Raw genomic sequence first — 22,547 nt, 5'->3', positions numbered from 1 at the left:
TTTTGCTTAGTCATATACAAAGTTGCCGAAAAATAAAAGTTTTTCAGTGGCCTCGGCTGCCAATAGGCAGCCTCTTTGATAGTCAATAGGGCGTAACGGAATGCAAAGACATTGAACAAAAGTTTATGATGAGAATGAAATGAATCATGTAAGCACTTTGGTGTGTAGTAGGTGGTTGCTATTCTGTAAAGTTGACATCTTGAGATTGTTTGTATTGTGCTTTGTAGGCAGCATGTTCATCAGCTGTAGAACTAAAAGCATGTGAACCTTCAGTAGCATCCTTTAAAACAAAGTAGAAGTAATCATTATTTTCTGGAAGAAAAGCAGCACGCAAAGAACTTTCGCCAGGAGAGCAGATTGGGCCAATAGGTAAGCCTGTATGTAAGTAAGTATTATAAGTAGACTCCATACTTAAGTCCTCTGCTGTAAGTACTTTTTTGCGTTTTTCCATGGCATACTGAACGGTAGAACACATTTGAAGTGGCATATCCTGCTGGAGCCGATTATAAATAACGCCTGATATGATAGGACGTTCTTCTTCAAGTTTAGCCTCATGTTCAATAATAGAGGCAATGCGTACGATGTCATGCAATGTGTAGTTAGAGTCATATAAGTGAGTTGTATAGAGGTTAGAAATCTCTTCAAAACGATTCAACATCATCATAATAATTTCTTCAGAGGAGGTGTCGGGATAAACGGTATAAGTATCTGGGAATAAATAGCCTTCTAAGCGGTATTTTGTATCAGTTGAAATATTTTGTAAAAAAGTATAATCATAAGTTTTTTCATTTACAGCACGTATAAAGTCTTCTTTAGCAACAATTTTTTTATCATCTAGGCGATTGGCTATTTGTTCTACCGTAAAGCCTTCGGGAATAGTAAAAGAAATAGCCGTTTCTTCTTTGTGGATGCGTGTCATAAATTTAAGCATTTCGATATTGGTCATAGTACTACTTAAGCGATATGTACCAGGAATAAGCTGGTCAGCATAATTATAGAGTTTGGCTTCTAATAAAAACCAAAACTTATTTCCAATGAAGCCTTGTTCGTAGAGTATTTGGGCTAAGTTCTCTATTGTTGTATGCTGATCAATAGTAATAGGCAGTTCACGAATCGTTGAGCTAGTAGGACGGGTACTATTTTCATTAATCATATCGAAACTATAATCAAAGCTTTTGGAAAAAGCAATGACGCCTCCACAAGCTGCTAGAACTAAAAGAAACATACAAAACAATAAATTGTAGATTTTTCGCTGAGCATTTTTATGTTTTTTCATTTTTTTCCTCCTTAGTATATTTATATAAAATTATAACTATTTTGATCTTATAATTCAATCATTTTAATTTTATGTACAACTTGAAGAAAAAGATCTACTTTGATATACTAAAATGGTAAAAAATGGTACAAGGAGATAAAAATGAACTATAGAAAATGTATAATATGGAGTTTAACAGGGGTACTGATGATGCAATACTTCCCTATACTTCATGCTTATGAAGGGGAAGATAGTAAAAACATTATAGTGACGAGACAAGAAGAAGTATCTAGTGGAGGTGGTGTGGGAACAGGGGATATACTGGTTGGAAGTATATATAGCGAGCAAGAAGCAATTCTAGATAAAGAAAATATAGGGCAAGGTGTAGAAGGTATAGGAGAAGGGCAAGAAAATTTAGAATCTGTGGAAGTAGTCACTTTGGCTCAAGGGGAAGGTGTGACTATAGAGGACTTAGCAAATGATCCTCTATGGGAGACATCTATTAAGCGCATTCAAATTTTAAATGGAGAAAAGGAGTATATTACACCAGAAGTACTCGCTCAAATAGGTTGCTATAAACTAGGCTTATCACCGATTTATAAGCAAGATGAGTCTGGATACATAGAAAGAATGAAGCAAGAAGGTCTCTGGAAAGAGGGACTAGAATTTGAGACACAAGTATCTAGAGAGGTGTATAGCGAGGTTTTAGCAAAAATTGTAGCGTTTCAAGGCAGCAAAATCACAAGTCAGTTTTTAAAAGAAGTGCCTGCAGGGATTATTCAAACGAGTGACCTACAAGCTTATCTGAGTGATGGTATTTATACCCTTTATACATTAGGGGATGTTAACTATATGAGTATTTCAGATTTAAAGACTATAGGCTTTAATGTAGAGAGCGTTGCCAATGTGTTTTATCTGACCTATGAATATTTAGGTGCACAAGTGGGAGAACCTGAGAAGAAGTCCAAGCCACTAGAAAGCACAATAGCTACCTATAACAATCAAAAGGTGTATGTAGGTAATATACTAACTTATAGCTTAAAGTGTGGAAAAGAGGTATTGGTACCTGTTCGCAGCTTGGGTGAATATTTTGATTTAGTGATTGATGGGAAGCGTTGTAACTTAGTACCCAATAGGTATTATCATCAACAAGGGGTACATCTCACACCGCAAACTATTACAAATAGTTTAGATCAGCCTATAGATGTGGAAGTCATCAGTCTATTTTGGAATGGTAAAACGATGTTTGAGGAAATAGTTTACATTTCGCAGTTACAACCTGGAGAGAGCTATCCACTTAAAGAGGAATTTTATGGTAGGGAGCAAAAGGTTATACATATGAGTACAATGGTAAAAGCTATCAGTAGGGAAAGTGAAACATTTACTTTCCCATATAAAGGCTATGGTCAACAAACATTAAGTGTATGGGAGCGGTATACCCAAAATGAAAACCATGATGTGGGTTCTTTGGTGGAGCAGCTTTTTCCTGCTAACAAAATTATTGGAACGATGAAATACGCAACACATGGTTTTGAGAAAGGAGAAAAAGTAGAGGTGTGGGCAGCAGAAGATGGAGAGTATTACCATTTGCTAAAAAAGGGTAAGAAGATTGCTGTGCCTTGGAACAGCGTTTCTATTCCACCTACGCCTAAAGCGCATAAGGAACAAGTCCCAACGCCTACGCTGGAAGCTTATTTTAATAGTTTGAACAAAACAAGTCAATCGCCCTACTATATTTGGACAGACTTATATAGGCAGACAACTTATGTGTTTGAAAAGCAAAAGGGAAGTTGGAAACTCATTAAGCGCATGCCAACTTCCACAGGGTTAAATAAAACGCCGACGCCTACCGGTGAGTTTAAAGTCAGTGGCTATGTCCCCGCATTTGGAATGGAGAAAGGGTACAGATGTAAGACTGCATTACATCTTTTTGGCGATTATCTCTACCATTCTGTTTTGTTCGATATTGAAGGGAAGTATGTTATAAGTGGTATGAGTTCATTAGGTGAGCGTGCTTCACATGGTTGTTTAAGACTGTCTCCCGAGGACAGTAAATGGCTTTATGAAACAATGCCTCTTGGAACGGGTGTTTTAATTCGCTAAAGAATAAATTTAAATGTAAATTCAATTTGGAATATCTTGTGTAATATGATAAAATAATGAAGACTACTACATTTAGAAAAACTCAAGGAGGAACACAATGTCAGAGTTAACAAAAGAATATAAATGTGCATGGGATGCATATACTGAAGAAGACAAAAAAGCACTATTTGCTTATGGTGAACGATATAGAAAATTTATTTCTGTAAATAAAACCGAGCGTGAATGTGTAAGAAATATGATCGAGGAAGCAAAAACTCATGGTTACGTAGATCTTGAAGAATACATTCAAGTAGGTAAAAAACTTCAAGCAGGCGATAAAGTGTATGCCAACTACTGTGATAAAACTTTACTTATGTTCTGTATTGGACAGGAGCCTTTATCAAATGGGATGAACTTACTTGGTGCGCATCTAGACTCTCCAAGACTTGACCTTAAACCAAACCCACTTTATGAAGACTCTAACTTTGCAATGTTTAAAACACACTACTATGGTGGTGTTAAAAAATATCAATGGGTAGCATTACCACTTGCTATTCATGGTGCTATTGTTAAACAAGATGGTGAAGTTGTAAATATTGCTATTGGTGAAGATGAAACAGATCCAGTAGTAGGTATTTCTGACTTACTTATTCACCTTTCAAGTGAGCAAATGCAAAAGAAACTTTCTGAAGCAATTGCAGGGGAAGACCTTAATATTTGTTTAGGAACATTACCACTTGAAGACGAAGAAAAAGATAAAGTGAAAGCAAATATCTTAAAATTACTTAATGACAAATATGGCATCACAGAAGAAGATTTCGTATCAGCAGAAATTCAAATTGTACCAGCAGGTCCAGCGCGTGACTATGGTTTAGATAGAAGTATGGTCATGGGATATGGTCAAGATGATAGAGTGTGTGGTTACGCATCTTTTGAAGCACAACTTGAAGTAGAAAATCCAACCCGTACAATTGGTACAATTCTTGTAGATAAAGAAGAAATTGGTAGTGTAGGGGCATCTGGTATGCATTCTAAATTCTTCGAAAACACAGTGGCAGAATTACTTGCTTTGACAGAAGGTGATTCTAACATTCTTGTAAGAAGAACTCTAGCACGCTCAAAAATGCTTTCTTCAGATGTTACAGCAGGTCATGATCCAAATTACCCATCTGTACTTGAAAAAAATAATGCAGCTTACTTTGGAAAAGGTGTTGTATTTATGAAATACACAGGCTCTCGTGGAAAATCAGGTTCAAATGAAGCGAATGCCGAATACATGGCATACCTTAGAAAAATCATGGCAGAAAACAATGTAACTTGGCAAACAGCAGAGCTTGGCCGCATCGATCTTGGTGGCGGTGGTACAATCGCTTACATTTTAGCACAGTACGGTATGGACGTTGTAGACTGTGGTGTTCCAGTCCATAGCATGCACGCACCATGGGAAATTACAAGCAAAGTAGACCTTTATGAAATGAGAAAAGCGTATATTGCTTTCCTAAAACATGCATAATAATTAACTAGAAAAGAAAAAGGAAGTGTTCAACATGGAAAATTTAAACCCAATCGTAACAATGACAATGAATGATGGTAGTATCATTAAATTAGAGCTTTACCCAGAAGTTGCACCTAACACAGTTAACAACTTTATTAGTTTAGTACAAAAAGGATATTATGATGGACTTGGCATCCACCGTGTTATTCGTGGCTTTATGATTCAAGGTGGATGCCCACAAGGGACTGGTACAGGTGGTCCAGGTTACTGCATTAAAGGTGAGTTTAGTGGCAATGGCGTAAAAAATGATTTAAAACATGCTAAAGGTGTAATTTCTATGGCACGTGCTATGAGTCCTAACTCAGCAGGTTCACAGTTCTTTATTATGCATGAGAACTCACCACATTTAGATGGACAATACGCAGCTTTTGGTAAAGTTGTAGAAGGTTTAGACGTGGTAGATTACATTGCAATAACTAAAACAAATCATATGGATAAACCACTTAACCCAGTTGTGATTCAATCTATGACTGTAGATACAAAAGGTAAAACATACGAAGCACCTGAAAAAGTAGGTGAATAAATGTCTTATATTGATTTGCACTGTGACACAGCAAGTCTGATTTTGGCTAACAAAACAGAGCTTGCACACAATGACTATCATGTAGACATCCAAAAGATGAAAGCAAGCCACTACTTGGCACAGTGGTTTGCTTTCTTTCTTGTGATGAAACAAGATGGGGCAGGAGATCTTTTTGGAGAGTTCCAAGAAATGTATGATTATTTCATACAAGAAGTGAAGAAAAATGAAAAAGATATTGCTATAGCCAGAACGTATGCAGACTATATGCGTTGTAAAGAGGAAAATAAAGTTGCAGCCTTTTTATCACTAGAAGAAGGTGAAGTTATTGCGAAACTTGAAAACCCTATTGAGACTTTAACTGAGATGGGGATTACGCTGATGACTTTAACTTGGAACTATGAAAATAGTTTAGGGGCACCCCATTCTATTAACAAAGGCCTCACTCAAAAGGGGAAATCTATTGTGGAGGGGCTAAATCATGCACCAATCCTTTTAGATATTTCTCATTTATCAGAAGCTGCACTTCCGGATATTGTAGACTTATATAAAAAGCCTATTATTGCCTCTCACTCAAATGCAAGAGGTTACTGTAATGAAAGTCGCAATGTCACCGATGAAGGTTTAAGAATCATTGCCCAAAGTGGTGGCTTAGTAGGTACTAATTTCTTTAGTGAATTCTTAAATCAGAGTCAAAATAGCACAGTAGACGACCTCATCGGTAATATTCAATACATCTATAATCAAGTAGGCGAAGACGTTTTAGCCCTTGGAACAGATTTTGATGGGATAAGTTGTAATTTAGAGGTATGTAATTGCAAAGAAATGGATAGACTTAGAAGTAGTATGACACGTTTATTTAATTCACGTATCATTGATAAAATCTGTTATGGCAATGCAGAGCGTATTATTCGTGAAAACTTCTAAAGCTTTTACTTGGAAAAATTTCACTCTGATGCTATAATGGGACTATAGTTCTTTTAAACAGAAGGGAGACTACTACAATGGAAGAAAACAAAACATGTGGATGTTCACACGATGAAGGATGTTGCGGAGGCGGACACGATCACAATCATGAAGGTTGCGGATGTGGTGAACACGAAGAACCAGTAATCTACGTAACATTCGAAGATGAAAACAAAGAAGTAGCTTGTGACGTATTAGGTATTTTCGAAGTTGATGATATTGAATATATTGCTTTAGCACCACAAGACGAAGAAGAAGTACTTATTTACCGTTATTCAGAAGAAAATGATGATATCAAATTAGCAGAAATCACATCTGATGAAGAATATGAAAAAGTAGCTGGTGAATTCGACGACTTATTCTTTGGTGACTTAGAAGAAGAAGCTGACGAAACACAAGAATAGTAAAAAAACAGGATGAGTAATCATCCTGTTTTTTATTGCACTTTTGCATATACTACGCTTATGATGAATCGACAACAAATTAAACAACGACTTCAAACCGTTTTAGACCTACCCGGTGTTTATAAAATGCTTGACGAATATGGAAATATCTTGTATATTGGAAAATCTATTGCCCTTAAGACACGCGTGAGCTCTTACTTAGCTAAAGAGATTAAGCGAGGTCATAAGATTCAACAGATGTTAGTGAGACTTTGGGATGTAGAAGTATATTACACAGATACAGAACTAGATGCTCTTTTGCTAGAGTGCAAATGGATTAAGTTTTATCGTCCACCCTACAATACAGCATTGATGCATACTGAGCGTTATGGTTATTTGATTGTAGAAAGTAGTCCACACTATCGGATTAGATGGAGTAAGACAAGACCTGAAAAAGCATTAAGAGTAATTGGACCTTTGACTCAGCCACGTCTTAGTCGACAAGCTCAAGCATTTTTTGAAAGTCAATATCCTTTTATGTGTTGTAAAAATAAGATAGAAGAATGTATGAAAAATACATTTGGAAAGTGTGAGGGCTATTGCGCACAAGACGTACGAGCCCAGCGCTTAGACTTTATAGACCAAGCACTGGCAAAGGAGAGTCCACTACCAGCAAAGCTTATGACACAGATTGAGGGCTATAGTGAGGCGTGGGAATTTGAAAAGGCAGGCACTTATTATGAGTATCTACGTGGTCTAAACTATATAAGAGGCATGTATGAGATGCTTGAACGGTTAGAATCTCAGAGCTTAATAGGGAGGCTGCCTATACAAGGCACACTTTTTTACAAGTACTATTTAATTCTGAATGGGGTGATTTACCATATATGTGTGGGGATGGCCTATGAGGAAGCAGAGATTGTAGAACATTTAAGAACACTTACTCAAGATAAAAAGGTACGCTATAAGGTGCGAGTTTTAAAAGAAAATATAGATGAAGTTAAGATTTTGTATAGCTTTATAGAGCGAAAAATGTATCGTATAGAAGTATAAAAATTCAAACACATACCCATACTATAACAAAATACTAAGGAAAGAGGCACGTAGTGAAAAAAATTGTATTTTGTTTAAGTATGGCGTGTATAGCGCTTATTTTGTTTGTTATGAATCGTACGATTGAGATTAGTAGTTCCAATATAGAGACTCATCCTATTGCAACGATTCATTTAAGTGACGATACAACCTTTACAGTAGAGCTTTTCCCAGAAGAGGCACCTAATACTGTAAATAACTTTATTTATTTAGCCTTATCAGATTATTATATAGGTACAAAGGTGAGCCGTATTATTCCAGACTATCTTATTCAAGTAGGAGATCCTATAGGCAATGGGAAAGGTTTTCCTGGATATTATATAAAAAGTGAATGTAAATACAATGGTGTTAACAACCGTTTAAAACATAAAAGAGGCACACTCTCCATGGCTAGGGGGCGCAACTTCAATACAGAAGGTAGCCAGTTTTTCGTACTTTTAGAAGATGATTGGCAACTCGATGGAAAATATGCAGCATTTGGACGTATTATAGAAGGGCTAGAACAGCTAGATACTTTGCAAGAGAAAGGTGTGTATGGTAACTATGCACCTGTTACACCTATTTATATTGAAAGTATAGACGTTCAAAATTATGAAGCGTGCTACACACCACCAGAGATACTTACCATACAAGAAGTGATGGCTCAAAATGACTAATAAAAAGACTTGGCTGAAATGGTGCTTAGCCCCCACGTTATGGGTGAGCGACACATACAAGAAGAGCGCAACCTCTAGCGCCAACAGGGGGATACGTGTCAAAAGACTCAACAAAATTTATTTTGGAATAGCCTTGAGTATTTGGGGCATCCTTTTTTTATGGGGACAAGTAGCAGGTAACATGCCACCTTTAAAAGTTGTCCTTATTTTCATTCCTTTGTGGGCGCTTTCACGGGTAAATGAAATTTTTATGGCTTTTATTAAAGATGTATTTGATAAGCTCGATCCTAGTAGACGTAGCAAAAATGGTCTAGAGTATTTTGATCGTATTGGATTAGCGCTTAGAAGTTTTATGGAGCTGACTATTCAATATGCTATACTCTACTTTATTCTAGATACGTATTATTTACAATATGGATTTCACGGAGGGCTGTTTAACCAACCCATCGAAAGTCCTTTTACAGCGCTCTATGTCAGTTTAATTACGATTGCTTCTGTTGGATATGGGGACTATGTACCTGTACATCCTTTAGCAAGAGGGCTGGTTATGTATGAAATTATAACAGGATTTTTACTTCTAGCTGTAAGCTTTACAGTTTATGTAAGTTTAGATTTAGATGAAAAAGAGGCGCCCTAGCCTCTTTTTTTATCTGTGGCAAAACTTGACAAGATTTAAAGCATATTTTACAGTATTAAAATGAGAATAAATGTGCAGGTGATAAAATATGAAAAAAGATAATTATGGAAATCAAAGTATTTCCTCGCTAAAAGGTGCGGACAGAGTAAGATTGCGTCCAGCTGTTATTTTTGGCTCCGATGGTATCGAAGGCTGTGAACACTCCGTATTTGAGATTTTATCCAATGCGATTGATGAAGCAAAAGAGGGGTATGGAAGTGTTATTGATGTAACACTTTGTAAAGATTATTCAATTATAGTACAAGATTATGGGCGTGGCATGCCACTTGATTACAACGAGAAGGAAGGCCGCTATAACTGGGATCTTATTTTTTGTGAGCTTTATGCTGGGGGGAAATATAACAACAACGATGGCCAAAACTATGAGTTTAGCTTAGGATTAAATGGTCTTGGCGCATGTGCCACTCAATATAGTTCAGCGTTCATGGATGTAGAAGTACATGTAGATGGCTACGCATACGAACTTCACTTTGAACATGGTGAAAATATAGGAGGACTTAGAAAGCAAAAGGCAAACTACAAATCTACAGGGACACGTATTCACTGGAAACCGGATAAAGATGTTTTTACAGATATTCAACTTAGGAGTGAATACTTCCACAACATTTTAAAACGTCAGGCAGTTGTCAATCAGGGGATTACCTTTAACTTCGAAGATCAAATAAGAAATGAGAAAAGCAAGTATCTATACCCAGAGGGAATTTTGGGCTATGTCAAAGAAGTAGCAGAGGACAAGCAATTTAGTGAAGTATTGCTTGTAAAACATGAGACAAGAGGACAAGATAGTCCAGAGCGACCTGAGTACAGACTTAAATTTGAAATTGCTTTTACATTTTGTAACGAAGCAAATTTACTAGAATACTATCATAACTCTAGTTTTCTAGAATATGGTGGTGCACCAGATAAGGCGATTAAAAATGCCTTTGTCTACTGTATCGATCAATACTTGAAAAATGAAAATCTTTATAACAAAGATGAGAAAAAGGTAACTTTTGTAGATGTTCAAGATAGTTTGATTTTGATTGCCAACTCTTTCTCAACGATTACAAGCTATGAAAATCAAACGAAAAAAGCCATTACAAATAAGTTTATCCAAGAAGCAATACAAGACTTCTTAAAAGATTACCTTTCTATTTACTTTATTGAAAATAGAGATGAGGCAACGCGTATTGCCAAACAAGTTCTTGTCAATAAACGTAGTCGTGAAAAAGCAGAACGTACAAGAATTAATGTGCGTAAACAGCTAGGTGGAACGATTGATATTACAAATCGCATTAAAAAGTTTGTAGATTGTCGTACAAAAGATATTAATAAACGTGAACTTTATATCGTAGAAGGGGATTCTGCGCTTGGGTCTTGTAAACTTGGAAGAAATTCAGAATTTCAAGGTATTATGGCAGTAAGAGGGAAAATCCTAAATTGCCTCAAATCAGATTATGATAAAATCTTTAAGAGTGATATCATTATAGACCTCTTAAAAGTGCTCGGTTGTGGTGTAGAGATTACAAGTAAACACAACAAAGAGCTTCATACTTTTGAATTAGATAATTTGAGATGGCACAAAGTAGTCATCTGTACGGATGCTGATGTAGACGGGTTCCAAATTCGCACATTGATTTTAACGATGCTGTATTCTCTTGTACCGACTTTGATTAAAGAGGGTAAAGTGTTTATTGCAGAGACACCACTTTATGAAATTAATACGAAGGATAAAACTTACTTTGCGTATTCTGAGTTTGAAAAAGCACAAATTTTAGTCAAGCTTAAAGCGAAGTATACGATTCAACGTTCAAAAGGGCTTGGTGAAAATGACCCTGAAATGATGTGGGAAACTACGATGAATCCTGAGACAAGAAGACTGATTCAAGTGATGCCAGAAGATGCAGAACGTACGAAGGAAGTATTCGAAAGACTGCTTGGAGATAATCTAGCAGGTAGAAAGGCCTTTATTGCAGAAGTAGGCCATGAATATTTAGATCAATTAGATATGAGTTAAGAAGGGAGGGTTTAAGATGAATGAAAAGATTGTTAGACAAAATATATCAGAGACGTTAGAGTCTAACTACATGCCTTATGCCATGAGTGTTATTGTTTCTCGTGCCCTGCCTGAGATAGATGGATTTAAGCCTTCACATCGTAAGTTACTTTACACCATGTATAAAATGTCACTATTAAAATCAGCCAGAACCAAATCGGCTAACATTGTAGGGCAGACGATGAAACTGAATCCTCATGGGGATGCAGCCATCTATGAGACAATGGTGCGTTTGACAAAAGGATATGCAGCACTTAATACACCTTTTGTAGATTCTAAAGGAAACTTTGGGAAAGTGTATTCAAGAGATATGGCTTATGCAGCTTCCCGTTATACAGAAGCTAAGCTAAGTGATATTTGTGAAGAACTTTTTAAAGATATTGAAGAAAATGCAGTTGAATTTGTAGATAACTATGATGGGAAGATGAAGGAACCAACGTTACTACCTGTAACGTTTCCTAATATTTTAGTCAATCCTAATCAAGGAATTGCCGTAGGGATGGCCAGCAACATTTGTAGTTTCAACTTAGATGAAGTATGTGATGCAACTATTGCATACTTGAAAGACGACAAGGTGGATGTAACAGACTACATCTTAGCACCAGACTTTTCTACAGGTGGAGAAATCTTCTATGACAAAGAAGAGATGAGACAAATTATGAATAGTGGTCGTGGCTCATTTAGAATGCGAGGGAAGTATCAATATGTAAAAAAAGAAAACTGTATTGAAATTACAGAGATTCCTTATACCACAACGGTAGAAGCGATTATTGATAAAATAGAAGATGCAGTTAAAGTTGGAAAAATTAAAGAGGTTTCAGATGTGCGAGATGAGACAGACTTATCTGGTCTGAAGCTTACTGTAGACTTAAAACGTGCAGCAGACCCTGGGATTGTCATGCAAAAACTTTTTAAGTTAACTACTTTAGAAGATAGTTTTAGTTGTAACTTTAATCTCCTTATTGATGGAGCACCTAAAGTGCTGGGTGTCAAACGTATTATTGAAGAATGGGTACGCTTTAGAAAAGATTGTCTCGTGCGTAAGTTTACGTATAATATTGAAAAGATGGAAAAAAGACATCACCTTTTACTAGGCCTAAAACAAATTCTATTTGATATTGACAAGGCAATTGAGATTATCCGCCATACTGAAAAGGAAAATCAGGTTGTTCCAAACTTGATGCGTGCTTTTGAACTGACTGAACTGCAAGCAGAATTTGTGGCTGAGATTAAGTTGCGTCATTTAAATCAGCAATATATTTTAAACACTTTACAAGATGTAGACAAGCTAGCACAAGAAATGGCGCGCTTATCTGAGATTATTGGAAGTGATCAAAAACTTAAAAAAGTTATTAGTGATGAACTGAAACAAACGAAAAAGAAATATTCAAAACCTAGATGTACGACTTTAATTGAACCTCATAAAATAGAAGCACTTCCAAGTGATGCATTAATCGAAGATTATAGCTTGAAAATTTTCTTTACAGAACATCAGTATTTAAAGAAAATTTCACTAGCTTCCCTACGTAGTAGTGGGGAGCAGAAGATGAAAGATAACGATATTATTTGTCAAGAAGTAGAAACTATGAATAAAAGTGATCTTTTATTCTTCACAAATAAGTGTAATGTGTATAAAATAAAAACGTATGAACTTGAAGACTGTAAAGCCAGCCAATATGGGGTCTATTTACCGAATGTATTAGACTTAGAACCAGATGAAACAATTTTATATGTTTATCCAACCATGGACTATTCCGGTTCTATGATTTTTGGGTTTGAAACAGGAAAGGTGGCGCGTGTGCCACTCAATGTCTATGAAACAAAGACAAATCGTAAAAAGCTTGTTAAAGCATACTACGGTAAGGCAAGTTGTGTAGGTATGTGTGCGATTCATGAGGAAACCTATATCCAGTGTACACGAACAGATGAGCGTTCTGCCATTATTCCAACAGCACTTATTGAAGAAAAGGCAAAAAGAGATACGCCGGGGATACAAGCACTTACCATTACAAAAAAACATATGATGGCAAGTCTGACACGACTTACAAATGATGAAGAGACAGAAAAATTAGCAATAAAAACATTGCCAGCCCAAGCAAGATTATAGGGCGACTAGGTAGTTAAATGGCGGGAGGAAATCATGAGAAATCAGCTTTTAGAAAGTCAACGTATTATCGTTAAGATTGGGACGTCATCTTTGACACACTCAAATGGCCAAACCAACTTAAACAAAATGGAAAAATTAGCACGTGTTTTAACCGATTTAAATCATCAAGGTAAGGAAATCATATTAGTATCTTCTGGAGCCATTGGTGTTGGGACAAGAAGAATGGGACTAAGTGAGCGTCCACAAGAACTTGAGATGAAGCAAGCGGCAGCTGCTATTGGGCAAGCTATTTTAATGCAAATCTATGAAAAGTTTTTTGGAGAGTACAACCAAGTGATTGCACAAGTGCTCCTGACTAAAGATGTAATTGAAGATCCGATTAAAAACCAAAATGCTCAAAATACATTATTTGCACTTCTTAAATTAGGTGTGATTCCAATTATTAATGAAAATGACTGTATTTCTACAGCACAAATCGAAGGTTACCGTTTTGGTGACAATGATACATTATCTGCAATGGTAGCAGAGCTTGTAGATGCAGACTTACTCATTTTACTGACGGATATTGATGGGCTTTATACCGATAATCCAAAAGATAATCCTGAAGCAACACTTATTAGTCAAGTAGATGAGATTACACCAGAAGTTGAAGGATTAGGGAAAGACACGGGTTCTCAGTTTGGAACAGGTGGTATGACAACTAAGATTACAGCAGCAAAAATTGCTAAAGCAAACAATACTCATACGATTGTTGCTTTAGGAGATGATATTAATGTGCTATATAACATTTTAGAAGGCCAAGAAGTAGGGACATGGTTTAAAGCCAGATAAGAGAGGGTAATGAATATGGAAATGGATAAACTTATTGCACGTATTAATGAACTTGCAAACAAAAAGAAAACTGAAGGATTAACACCTACAGAGCTTGAAGAACAAGCAAAATTACGTGAACAATACTTGCAAATTTTTAGATCTAACTTTAAAAGTCAGTTATCTAATACAAAGATTAAAACACCAGATGGTCAGTTACACCCATTAAAATACATGCCAGCTGATAAGTAGTCACTGGGGCTGTTGCATCATTGCAATGGCCCTTTCTTATTGATTAGACAGCTCTTCTAGTAGACGAAAAGATAAGATTAGTGTACAATAAGAACAAATGTTCTTGTTGAAGGAGAAGCTATGATTGCATATTTAAAAGGCGAAATTACTGAAATACATGAAAATGATATATGGATAGAAGTAGGGCAAATAGGCTATGAAGTCTTTGTACCTTATGAGCAAAATAGAAATGTCTTACAAAGAGGCAAACAAGTGAAACTTTATATTTTTGAAAATATTAAAGAGGATGCCCATGACCTCTACGGATTTGTAACCGTACAGCAAAAAGAACTTTTTAAAAAGCTAGTAGGGGTAAATGGTATCGGCCCCAAGACAGCTTTACAAATGATGAATTTATACGATGTAGATCATCTTATTGAAATTATTATGATGCAAGACCATAAGGCACTAGGAAAAGTAAGTGGCATTGGTCCAAAGACAGCTCAACGTATTATCCTTGAACTCAAAGATGTTGTACAGCGTTTGGCTATGCCAGATTTAGCTTACTTAGAAAAAGGCTTACCAGAAGCGACAGGACAAGCAAAAGAAGAGGCTATAGCAGCCTTAGAAGCTCTAGGCTTCCCAGGATCAGAAGCAAGAAAATCAGTTCAAGCTATCTTTGACTATAACGATACAACTGAAACAATTATTAAAAAAGCTTTGGCGTTACTTACAAATTAAGGGGGGGCAAGTAAATGGAAACACGTATGATGTCTGCAGACTTACACACAGAAGACAATGACATAGAAAATAATATTAGACCCTTGACCCTTGAGGACTATATTGGACAAAGTACTATTAAAGAAAATCTGAAAATTTTTATTGAAGCAGCCAAAGGACGAGGAGAAGCTTTAGACCATGTCTTACTCTATGGACCACCGGGGCTGGGGAAGACCACCCTTGCTGGTGTTATTGCCCATGAGATGGGCGTTAAATTGAAAGTTACAGCAGGACCTGCTATTGAGAAACCAGGAGATATTGCGGCAATTTTAAATGGTTTACAACCAGGTGACTTACTTTTCATTGATGAAATTCATCGTATGCCGAGGCAAGTAGAAGAGGTACTGTATTCAGCTATGGAAGACTATCATATAGATATTGTTGTTGGAAAAGGGCCAACGGCTAAATCTATTAGACTTTCGCTACCACCTTTTACACTTGTTGGTGCTACGACCCGTGCAGGTATGCTGAGCTCACCACTTCGTGACCGTTTTGGTATTGTTCAACGCCTTGAATACTACTCATTAGAAGAACTCAGAAAGATTGTGGAACGTACTGCGCGTATTTTAGAAGTGGGCATCGATGAAGTAGGTGCGGGAGAGATTGGAAAATGTTCAAGAGGCACTCCACGTCTTGCCAATCGTTTGTTAAAACGTGTACGTGACATTGTAAGTATTAAATATGACGGCGTGATTAATGAGGAGACTGCACTGGCTTCCTTAAAACTTCTAAATATCGATACTTATGGCCTAGATGAAATAGATAGACGTATTTTAAATACCATTTGGAACCAATTTAAAGGTGGCCCAGTAGGTCTTGAGACCCTTGCTGCAACCATTGGTGAAGAGCGTGAAACCTTAGAAGATGTTTATGAACCGTATCTCATGCAACAAGGTTTGCTACAACGTACGCCAAGAGGACGTATGCTTACAGAAGATGCTAAGAATTTTTTGCAAATTCCAGAAGAGTTACGTCAATAACATAGTTTTTTCAGACAACCTATGGTATAATGACAAAAAATACAAAAGGCACATACTGGGGTGTTTAGGATGACGAAAAATAGAGTAGAAGTCAGGATCGGGGGACAAGTTTTTTCATTACAGGGCAATGAGTCAGAAAAACATATTCAAAAAGCCGCAGCACTTTTGAACAAAAAGGTGATGGAAGTTCAAAAAAATGATCCTATGCATCGTTGGAGTTCTGAAAAAAGACAAATGCTTATTGCGCTTAACTTAGCAGATGAGTGCGTGAAACTAGAGACTGACTTAGAGCGGTTCACTCAAGAACTTGAAAAGTGTAATGAAGAAAACTTAGCGCTATTAGACCGTGTAGAAGAAATGGCACTTGAAATCAGTCAATTAAAGATGATCGAAAAATAAAATACAGTTTGACTCAGGGGGGTAATTTTAGGTTGCCCCTTTTATGATGAAAAAAGAAAGAAGGACAAAGCGTGAAACAAGTAGAATTATTAGCACCAGTTGGCAAATTTGAAAATGCTCTTGCAGCTATTGAGAATGGGGCCAATGCCATCTTTGTAGGTGGAAAAGTATTTAATGCAAGACAATTTGCTGACAACTTTGATGAAGATGAACTAGGAAAAATCGTCAACTATTGTAAACTTCGTGGTGTGAAAACCCATATTACCGTAAATACTTTAATTAAAGAAGAAGAGTTAGGCGCATTGATGGACTATTTAGCATCTTTGGCTAGATTTGGTGTAGATGCCGTGATTGTACAAGATTTAGGCGTAGCAGAGCTCATTAAACGTTATTTCCCACAAATTGAACTCCATGCAAGTACCCAAATGAGTGCACATAGCCTAGAAGATGTTCTTTTCCTTAAACACTTTGGCTTCAAACGTGTGGTACTTGCTAGAGAAATGCAACTTACTGAAATTAAAAAAATTAAAGAAGAAGTGGATATTGAAATTGAAACTTTCATTCATGGTGCGTTGTGCTACTCTTACTCTGGTCAATGCCTCTTTAGTAGTCAAATTGGTGGACGTAGTGGAAATCGTGGACGTTGTGCACAACCTTGCCGTATGACCTATGACTTATTAGAAGATGGCGAAGAAAAAATTCAATCCACTTACTTCTTGAGTCCAAAAGACCTTTATACCTTAAATTTTTTACCAGAACTTATTGCAACAGGCATTGACTCTTTTAAAATGGAAGGACGCATGAAGTCTCCAGAGTATGTGGCTTCTGTGACACAAGTGTATCGTAAATATATTGATTTAGCACAAAAAGATCCTAAAAACTATAAAGTAGAACAAGAAGATTTAGAAACCCTACAATCTATCTTCAATCGTGGAGGCTTCTCAGAAGGCTATTACTTTAAGAAGGCAGGCATTGACATGCTGACTGAAAAGACACCCAAAAATATTGGTCTTCGTGTCGGACATATTGTTAAATATGATAAACGTAATAAACTTGCAACCATTTATACAGATAAAACATTGAATCCTGGAGATGGACTTGAAATTTGGAATAAGAAAAAACATGCAGGAACGGGTATTTCCAAAGTTTATCCTGCAGGTCAAACATTTACCGTGCGAGTAGAGGACTGGGTTGATGAAAAAAGTCCTGTTTATTTATCTAAAAACAATACCTTGCTTAAGGTACTTCGTAAAAGTTATGAAAAATCACAACGTAAAATACCTGTACAAGGTTGGGTGCAAGGGAAAATTGGTGAACCTGTGACTTATACATTAAGTTATCAAGACTTACATGCTACAGCGGTAGGGGATATATTAGAGCAGGCTCAAAGTGCACCACTTACTAAAGAAGTAGCTGTAGAGAAACTCTCAAAGCTTGGGAGTACTTCTTTTGAACTTACAAGTTTAGAGGTAGAGTGGGAGAGTGGCGCTTACATGACCATTAGCAAACTCAATGAACTCAGACGTGAAGCGGCTAGTCAGTTAGAGACTTTGATTTGTACACAAGGTCAAGTAGATACTTATACAGGGTACACACCAAGTGAGAATATTCGTCATCAAGAAGAGGCGGCTTATGTGGTACAAGTAAGTACAATAGAACAGTTGAAAGTCGCTTTAACCTATGACACTTTTAAAAGTATTTACTGGGAGTGGCAATACAATGATACAATCACACAAGAGGCACTAGAACTTTGCGTAGCTAAAGGCAAAGCCATGTATATCGTCTTTCCAGCCATTACAAAAGAGAAAGCGATCCTTAAAATTAAAAAGAGCTTACCTCTATGGGAAGGAAGTGGGCTGACAGGCTATGTCATTCGTACATTAGGCGTATTTTATATTCTCAATACCAGTGAAAAAGAAAAAGTAATCGATTATAATTTAAATACGATGAACAATGAAGCCATTCATCAGTGGTTAGAAAAGGGTGCGACACGCATTGCAATTTCAGCAGAACTTTCTAAAGAAGAAATGGAGGGGTTAGCAGGGCCATTAGAAATGATTATTTATGGACGTTTACCTGTTATGATAACTGAACAGTGTGTGCTTGGTAATCATAAGTTGTGCCAAAAGAAACAACCAACAAAGCAGTATAGTCTACGTGATCGTAAAGGTGCTATTTGGCCATTGACTACAGACTGTGTAGGATGTAAAATGCAAATTCTTATGCATGAGCCGCTTTTTATTGATCCAGAAAAATATTTATATAATACCTCCCTTGCAATCTACCGTATTTGGTTCACACAGGAAAATGGACAAGAAACTAAAGATGTGCTTGAAAGTGTACTAGGTAACAAACCTGTAACCTTCAAAAGTCAAAAAGCAAGTTTCTTAAAGCCTATCGACTAAAGAAAAAGAGGTGATGAAATGGCCTATTTAGAGTTAATGATTTTACTAAGTCGTTTTATATTTGCAGGGTTTGCCATACTTTTTGTGGTACTGATTTTTAGTTTTATGAAACCTTTTATCAGTTATTCCCTTGGCCAACCTATTCATAAGTATTCCCTTATGTTTTCATGTATCCTCTTTTTTCACCTAGGGGGAACAGCTATTTTGTTTGGAAAGGCTACAAGCTTGCAGATGCGACAAGGGATTATTATTAATAGTATTATTCTTGTTGTAGCGATGGTTTTTATCAGATGGCTTATGTTACGTTTAAAAAGACAAGATGAGCTAGTGATTTGGTATATTATCTTTTTTCTTGTAGATGTTAGCTACATTATGTTAGAGCGTTTAAATCATGCAGAAGCGACCAAACAAATTACGTGGTTTATATTAGGTATGTGTGTAGCTATGTTCTTACCTACAATCTGTGGAAAAATGCTACACTCTAAATTTAAGTTACTTTATATGGGACTCACACTAGGGATGATTATGCTCCCGTTCCTGTTTGGAGAGTCCAAGTATGGTGCCATGAACTGGGTAGAGATTGCAGGAATTGGATTTCAACCTTCTGAGTTTGGAAAGGTAACCTTTGTCTTATTTTTAGCAGCACATTTTGATGAGTTTGACTTTAAGCCACATAAGCTTTCTGTCATTTTTCAATCTGTCTTGTTTGTAGGGAGTATCTTAATGATGTTAGTTCTTCAAAGAGATTTAGGAGGCGCCTTACTCTATGGACTTACCTTTTTAATTATGCTATATATCGGTACAACAAGTGCTTTTTTACCTTTAATAGGGATAGCAGGCGGAGGTGTAGCGGCTTGCCTAGCCTACTTATGCTTTGGACATGTAAGAATAAGAGTGGAGGCTTGGCTAGATCCTTGGGCGGATATTTCCAACACAGGTTATCAAGTTGTACAGGGTCTCTTTGCCATTGGTACATGGGGCTGGTTTGGAAGTGGACTTACTCGTGGGATTCCTAACAAAATTCCTATTGTTACGACCGATTATATCTTTGCAGCAGTATGTGAAGAACTTGGGAATATTGTAGGAATAGTAGTCTTACTAGTGATTTTAGGACTTATTTTACAAGGACTTAAAGGTGCACTTATCCAGCTTGGAGACTTTACAAAGTTTGTATGTATTGGATTTGTAGTCATTATTGGTTTGCAAACTTTGATTATAGTAGGTGGGGTGTTGAAGCTTATTCCACTTACAGGGATTACTTTACCTTTTGTAAGCTATGGTGGTACATCCTTATTTGTATGCCTAGCGATGATGGGGATTCTTACTTATTTTGTACGTAAAACGCTCAAGTTTGCAAGAAAGGAGGGGAAAGAGATTGAAGAATAATCGTTATATTTACCGAGTAGCCAGTGTCTTTTTACTCCTCTTTGTAGGTGTTATTGCCTATATGGGTTACTTTACTGTTGTAGAAAGTAAGAAGTTGATTGTTAATCCTTATAATAAACGTTTAGATCACTTAGAAAGTGAAGTAGTACGAGGAGATATTTTAGATACCAACGGGGAGGTACTTGCAACAAGCAAAAATGGCAAGCGCGAATATCCTTATGGGAAAACTTATGCTCATGCCGTGGGCTATGTAGGACATGACAAAGCTGGGGTGGAAGCAAGAGCAAATGTTGAACTGTTGTACCCCAATTACACGCTTAGATCACTTTTTGCTTTTGCTTTTACAGATGAAAAATTTAAAGGGCATGATGTTTATTTGACTTTAGACCATAAGCTTCAACAAGCCAGTAGAGAGGGCCTTGGAGACTACCAGGGTGCTGTAGTAGCTATTGAACCAGGTACCGGAAAAATCAAGGCATTGTACTCCAATCCAGGATTCAATCCCAATACAGTTGGAGAGAACTGGGGAAGTTTAGTAGAAGATACCAATAGCAGTGTACTCCTTAATCGAGCGACTCAAGGTCTGTATCCACCCGGATCAACCTTTAAAATTTTGACAACCATTGCTTACTTAGAACAACTTGGAGAGGGTGCCTTCAACTATGAGTATGATTGTAAAGGCATGATTTCTAAAAATGGTTATGAGATTAAATGTATTAATGGCAAGGCACATGGAGTGGTCAATTTAGAATCGGCTTTTATTAAATCTTGTAATACGTACTTTATCTCCTTAAGTGACCAAGTGTCACCTCAGGCATTAGGAAAAGTTGCTACAGACCTTCTATTTAATCGTGCATTAGGGGCGCAAATTGACTATAAGGCTAGTGTTTTCAAATTAACAGATGAGAGTGATGCCTTCAATAAGCTTGCTACGTATATGGGGCAAGGTGAAACGTTGATGTCTCCGTTACACTTGGCTATGGTAGCTTCGATTATCTACAATGATGGTGTACTCATGTCACCTTATATTGTAGACTATTCCGTGAATACTAAAGGAAAAATAGAACTTAAAAACTTACCTCAATATGAAGGTACTTATTTAGATGAGTCACTTTGTAGAACATTAAAAGATCTAATGATTAAAGTAGTAGAAGAAGGGACAGGCAATCGAGTATATCGAAGTGATATGACTATTGGTGGTAAGACGGGAACTGCTCAAAATGAAACAGGTGGAGATCATTCTTTATTTGTAGGTTTTGCAGAAGATAAGGATGGAGAGAAAGAAAGTATTGTCTTTGCTGTTGTTGTAGAACAAGGTGGGAAAGGTTCAAAAGCTCTTGATGTGACACGTACTTTATTAGAAGCTTATAAAGATGAATAGTCCTTTGGATTTGGTTGAAAAATAAGTTCAAACAAGCTATACTAAAGTTAACTAGAGTATAAAAGAAAGACAGGTGGCTTTATGATTGAAACTGTCAGTTGTGGTGGCGTTGTCGTGCATAAGGGGAAAGTCCTTGCCTTGTATAAAGATATCAAGAGTAAAAGGGAATATAAATATGTAGGCTGGGTGCTTCCTAAAGGGACTGTAGAACACGGCGAAACCAATGAGATGACAGCTATAAGAGAAGTTAAGGAAGAATCAGGGGTAGATGCACAAATTGTAGAGTATATTGGGTCTACCCAATATACTTTTCAAGGGAAAGATGACTTGGTCAATAAAACCGTTCATTGGTATTTAATGCGTGCTGGGAACTTTTATAGCAAACCGCAGCGTGAAGAACACTTTTTAGATAGTGGGTATTACAAATTTCACGAAGCGTATCATCTTATTAGGTTTTCTGATGAAAAGTATATTTTAAAAAAAGGGTATCAAATGTATCTAGAGTTAAGAAAAGAGAATAAATGGGATCGCATACAAATGGATATAAAAAAGAAAAAACCTGAAAAGTAAACTTTTCAGGTTTTTATGCGGATAAAGGGACTCGAACCCTTACGATGTTACCATCGGCAGATTTTGAGTCTGCTGCGTCTGCCATTCCGCCACATCCGCCGGTTGCTTTTTTATCATAGCAGATTCATCTTAAAAGTTCAAGCATAATTTGCCAATTTTTTTGATGAGAACTATGTTTTTTTACAGACATGGGAATAAAGATGTCATCGAGTTGGAAATATGATATGATAATGAGGATAATAATAGGGTCATAAGTT

General features: G+C 36.7%; 20 protein-coding genes and 1 tRNA gene. 19 read left to right on the top strand and 2 right to left on the bottom strand.

Going from position 1 to position 22,547, the window contains the following annotated elements; genetic code table 11:
* Nucleotides 1-178: 178 nt before the first annotated feature.
* Nucleotides 179-1,276: an endolytic transglycosylase MltG gene (gene mltG / locus RRY75_RS09825; RefSeq protein WP_332494383.1), complete on the bottom strand. Its 1,098-nt coding sequence runs from the start codon at nucleotides 1,274-1,276 to the stop codon at nucleotides 179-181.
* Nucleotides 1,277-1,417: 141 nt separating this feature from the next.
* Between mltG and RRY75_RS09820 the strand changes: the two genes are divergently transcribed.
* The 19 genes from RRY75_RS09820 to RRY75_RS09730 all read left to right on the top strand — a co-directional run bounded on the left by RRY75_RS09820 (nucleotide 1,418) and on the right by RRY75_RS09730 (nucleotide 22,290).
* Nucleotides 1,418-3,358, top strand: coding sequence for a L,D-transpeptidase (locus RRY75_RS09820; protein WP_332494385.1), 1,941 nt, complete (start codon nucleotides 1,418-1,420; stop codon nucleotides 3,356-3,358).
* A gap of 97 nt (nucleotides 3,359-3,455) precedes the next feature.
* Nucleotides 3,456-4,850 (top strand): aminopeptidase, encoded by a 1,395-nt coding sequence (locus tag RRY75_RS09815; RefSeq protein ID WP_332494386.1) that lies wholly within the window; start codon nucleotides 3,456-3,458, stop codon nucleotides 4,848-4,850.
* A gap of 34 nt (nucleotides 4,851-4,884) precedes the next feature.
* The gene (locus tag RRY75_RS09810; protein ID WP_332494388.1) at nucleotides 4,885-5,415 is read left to right on the top strand and encodes a peptidylprolyl isomerase; all 531 of its coding nucleotides are present in this window, start codon (nucleotides 4,885-4,887) and stop codon (nucleotides 5,413-5,415) included.
* On the top strand, nucleotides 5,416-6,339 hold the full coding sequence (locus RRY75_RS09805; RefSeq protein ID WP_332527580.1) for a dipeptidase: 924 nt from the start codon (nucleotides 5,416-5,418) through the stop codon (nucleotides 6,337-6,339).
* Nucleotides 6,340-6,416: 77 nt separating this feature from the next.
* Nucleotides 6,417-6,782, top strand: coding sequence for a DUF1292 domain-containing protein (locus tag RRY75_RS09800; protein WP_332494391.1), 366 nt, complete (start codon nucleotides 6,417-6,419; stop codon nucleotides 6,780-6,782).
* A 60-nt stretch (nucleotides 6,783-6,842) separates the two neighbouring features.
* Entirely contained in the window at nucleotides 6,843-7,814 is a 972-nt protein-coding gene (locus tag RRY75_RS09795; RefSeq protein ID WP_332527579.1) for a GIY-YIG nuclease family protein, read from the top strand.
* Between the two features lie 53 nt (nucleotides 7,815-7,867).
* Nucleotides 7,868-8,509, top strand: a complete 642-nt coding sequence (locus RRY75_RS09790; RefSeq protein WP_332490933.1) for a peptidylprolyl isomerase — start codon at nucleotides 7,868-7,870, stop codon at nucleotides 8,507-8,509.
* On the top strand, nucleotides 8,502-9,146 hold the full coding sequence (locus RRY75_RS09785) for an ion channel (protein ID WP_332490931.1): 645 nt from the start codon (nucleotides 8,502-8,504) through the stop codon (nucleotides 9,144-9,146). The genes RRY75_RS09790 and RRY75_RS09785 overlap by 8 nt, the downstream gene beginning before the upstream one ends.
* A gap of 88 nt (nucleotides 9,147-9,234) precedes the next feature.
* Nucleotides 9,235-11,202 (top strand): DNA gyrase/topoisomerase IV subunit B, encoded by a 1,968-nt coding sequence (locus tag RRY75_RS09780; protein WP_332490930.1) that lies wholly within the window; start codon nucleotides 9,235-9,237, stop codon nucleotides 11,200-11,202.
* Nucleotides 11,203-11,218: 16 nt separating this feature from the next.
* Nucleotides 11,219-13,348, top strand: coding sequence for a DNA topoisomerase (ATP-hydrolyzing) subunit A (locus RRY75_RS09775; RefSeq protein ID WP_332490928.1), 2,130 nt, complete (start codon nucleotides 11,219-11,221; stop codon nucleotides 13,346-13,348).
* 33 nt (nucleotides 13,349-13,381) lie between these two features.
* The gene (gene proB / locus RRY75_RS09770; RefSeq protein WP_332490926.1) at nucleotides 13,382-14,179 is read left to right on the top strand and encodes a glutamate 5-kinase; all 798 of its coding nucleotides are present in this window, start codon (nucleotides 13,382-13,384) and stop codon (nucleotides 14,177-14,179) included.
* A 9-nt stretch (nucleotides 14,180-14,188) separates the two neighbouring features.
* Nucleotides 14,189-14,410 (top strand): DUF896 domain-containing protein, encoded by a 222-nt coding sequence (locus RRY75_RS09765; RefSeq protein WP_332490924.1) that lies wholly within the window; start codon nucleotides 14,189-14,191, stop codon nucleotides 14,408-14,410.
* 120 nt (nucleotides 14,411-14,530) lie between these two features.
* Nucleotides 14,531-15,130, top strand: coding sequence for a Holliday junction branch migration protein RuvA (ruvA, locus tag RRY75_RS09760; protein WP_332490922.1), 600 nt, complete (start codon nucleotides 14,531-14,533; stop codon nucleotides 15,128-15,130).
* 14 nt (nucleotides 15,131-15,144) lie between these two features.
* The gene (gene ruvB / locus RRY75_RS09755) at nucleotides 15,145-16,149 is read left to right on the top strand and encodes a Holliday junction branch migration DNA helicase RuvB (protein WP_332490920.1); all 1,005 of its coding nucleotides are present in this window, start codon (nucleotides 15,145-15,147) and stop codon (nucleotides 16,147-16,149) included.
* Between the two features lie 69 nt (nucleotides 16,150-16,218).
* Nucleotides 16,219-16,548, top strand: coding sequence for a cell division protein ZapA (locus RRY75_RS09750; protein WP_332490918.1), 330 nt, complete (start codon nucleotides 16,219-16,221; stop codon nucleotides 16,546-16,548).
* A 71-nt stretch (nucleotides 16,549-16,619) separates the two neighbouring features.
* On the top strand, nucleotides 16,620-18,953 hold the full coding sequence (locus RRY75_RS09745; protein ID WP_332490916.1) for a U32 family peptidase: 2,334 nt from the start codon (nucleotides 16,620-16,622) through the stop codon (nucleotides 18,951-18,953).
* An 18-nt stretch (nucleotides 18,954-18,971) separates the two neighbouring features.
* Nucleotides 18,972-20,339, top strand: a complete 1,368-nt coding sequence (locus RRY75_RS09740) for an FtsW/RodA/SpoVE family cell cycle protein (RefSeq protein ID WP_332490914.1) — start codon at nucleotides 18,972-18,974, stop codon at nucleotides 20,337-20,339.
* Nucleotides 20,329-21,720, top strand: coding sequence for a penicillin-binding transpeptidase domain-containing protein (locus RRY75_RS09735; protein WP_332527575.1), 1,392 nt, complete (start codon nucleotides 20,329-20,331; stop codon nucleotides 21,718-21,720). Before RRY75_RS09740 ends, RRY75_RS09735 begins: the two co-directional genes overlap by 11 nt.
* 81 nt (nucleotides 21,721-21,801) lie before the next feature.
* The gene (locus RRY75_RS09730; RefSeq protein WP_332490911.1) at nucleotides 21,802-22,290 is read left to right on the top strand and encodes an NUDIX hydrolase; all 489 of its coding nucleotides are present in this window, start codon (nucleotides 21,802-21,804) and stop codon (nucleotides 22,288-22,290) included.
* Between the two features lie 16 nt (nucleotides 22,291-22,306).
* On the opposite strand, the gene RRY75_RS09725 is transcribed toward RRY75_RS09730, so the two are convergent.
* Nucleotides 22,307-22,389 (bottom strand) — tRNA-Leu (locus RRY75_RS09725).
* Nucleotides 22,390-22,547 lie beyond the last annotated feature (158 nt).

The sequence above is a fragment of the Niameybacter sp. genome (assembly GCF_036655075.1).
GTDB lineage: Bacteria > Bacillota > Clostridia > Lachnospirales > Cellulosilyticaceae > Holtiella.
This window is presented reverse-complemented; position numbering and strand designations above follow the sequence as displayed.

Excerpts from the sequence above, each read along its gene's own strand:
- mltG (WP_332494383.1), bottom strand. The coding sequence starts at position 1,276 with ATGAAAAAACATAAAAATGCTCAGCGAAAAATCTACAATTTATTGTTT.
- RRY75_RS09820 (WP_332494385.1), top strand. The coding sequence starts at position 1,418 with ATGAACTATAGAAAATGTATAATATGGAGTTTAACAGGGGTACTGATG.
- RRY75_RS09815 (WP_332494386.1), top strand. The coding sequence starts at position 3,456 with ATGTCAGAGTTAACAAAAGAATATAAATGTGCATGGGATGCATATACT.
- RRY75_RS09810 (WP_332494388.1), top strand. The coding sequence starts at position 4,885 with ATGGAAAATTTAAACCCAATCGTAACAATGACAATGAATGATGGTAGT.
- RRY75_RS09805 (WP_332527580.1), top strand. The coding sequence starts at position 5,416 with ATGTCTTATATTGATTTGCACTGTGACACAGCAAGTCTGATTTTGGCT.
- RRY75_RS09800 (WP_332494391.1), top strand. The coding sequence starts at position 6,417 with ATGGAAGAAAACAAAACATGTGGATGTTCACACGATGAAGGATGTTGC.
- RRY75_RS09795 (WP_332527579.1), top strand. The coding sequence starts at position 6,843 with ATGATGAATCGACAACAAATTAAACAACGACTTCAAACCGTTTTAGAC.
- RRY75_RS09785 (WP_332490931.1), top strand. The coding sequence starts at position 8,502 with ATGACTAATAAAAAGACTTGGCTGAAATGGTGCTTAGCCCCCACGTTA.
- RRY75_RS09780 (WP_332490930.1), top strand. The coding sequence starts at position 9,235 with ATGAAAAAAGATAATTATGGAAATCAAAGTATTTCCTCGCTAAAAGGT.
- RRY75_RS09775 (WP_332490928.1), top strand. The coding sequence starts at position 11,219 with ATGAATGAAAAGATTGTTAGACAAAATATATCAGAGACGTTAGAGTCT.
- proB (WP_332490926.1), top strand. The coding sequence starts at position 13,382 with ATGAGAAATCAGCTTTTAGAAAGTCAACGTATTATCGTTAAGATTGGG.
- RRY75_RS09765 (WP_332490924.1), top strand. The coding sequence starts at position 14,189 with ATGAATATGGAAATGGATAAACTTATTGCACGTATTAATGAACTTGCA.
- ruvA (WP_332490922.1), top strand. The coding sequence starts at position 14,531 with ATGATTGCATATTTAAAAGGCGAAATTACTGAAATACATGAAAATGAT.
- ruvB (WP_332490920.1), top strand. The coding sequence starts at position 15,145 with ATGGAAACACGTATGATGTCTGCAGACTTACACACAGAAGACAATGAC.
- RRY75_RS09750 (WP_332490918.1), top strand. The coding sequence starts at position 16,219 with ATGACGAAAAATAGAGTAGAAGTCAGGATCGGGGGACAAGTTTTTTCA.
- RRY75_RS09740 (WP_332490914.1), top strand. The coding sequence starts at position 18,972 with ATGGCCTATTTAGAGTTAATGATTTTACTAAGTCGTTTTATATTTGCA.
- RRY75_RS09730 (WP_332490911.1), top strand. The coding sequence starts at position 21,802 with ATGATTGAAACTGTCAGTTGTGGTGGCGTTGTCGTGCATAAGGGGAAA.